This window comes from Streptomyces sp. SID12501 (assembly GCF_010550245.1).
Classification (GTDB): Bacteria; Actinomycetota; Actinomycetes; order Streptomycetales; family Streptomycetaceae; genus Streptomyces.
The window spans coordinates 1-593 of the sequence record NZ_JAAGLU010000284.1 but is presented as its reverse complement, the minus strand read 5'-3'; the positions used below and the strand labels follow the sequence as shown (position 1 = coordinate 593).

Here is a 593-nt window from a genome sequence, read left to right as displayed (position 1 = left end):
TGACGTCGCGCGCCCCGACGTGCCCGGTGACGTGCCGTCCGAGGCCGAGCTCGAGCGCATCGCGACCCCCGCGACCGTGCGGCGTGCCCCGCGGTACCGCGCGTTCATGGTGACCGGTGCCCTCGTGGGCGTCGTCGTCGCGCTGGTCGTCGCGTTCGCGACCGCCGGCAGCAGCGGCGTCGCGTCCGACGACGGCGGCGTGCTGCCGTTCCTCGGAGGCCAGAACGGCGTGCGCTGGCTGCTCGCGCTGACCGGCGCGGTCGTCGGCAGCTTCGCCGGCGGTGGCGTCGCGGCGTTCGTCGACCGTCGCAGCGCGCGCCGCGCGCAGCGTTCCGTGCAGCCCTGACCTGGGAGGACGCACCCCGAGCGCGGTGGGTGCGACGCCTCGCGGACCGGGTGGACCCGCCCCCTGCGGGGTGTGCGACCATGGTCCCGTGGCCCCCCGCGCAGACGGACGTCTCAACCACGACCTTCTACCCGGCGAGAAAGGCCCGCAGGACGCCTGCGGAGTCTTCGGCGTCTGGGCTCCCGGTGAGGAGGTCGCGAAGCTCACCTACTTCGGGCTCTACGCGCTCCAGCACCGGGGTCAGGAG

General features: G+C 75.0%; 1 protein-coding gene and 1 pseudogene. Both read left to right on the top strand.

Annotation, left to right across the window (positions count from 1 at the left end; translation table 11 throughout):
* On the top strand, window positions 1–346 hold a 346-nt coding region (locus G3I71_RS45765), incomplete at its 5' end, for a hypothetical protein (protein ID WP_203733039.1).
* Between the two features lie 88 nt (window positions 347–434).
* Window positions 435–593, top strand: a pseudogene (locus tag G3I71_RS45760) (amidophosphoribosyltransferase); the annotation flags it as partial.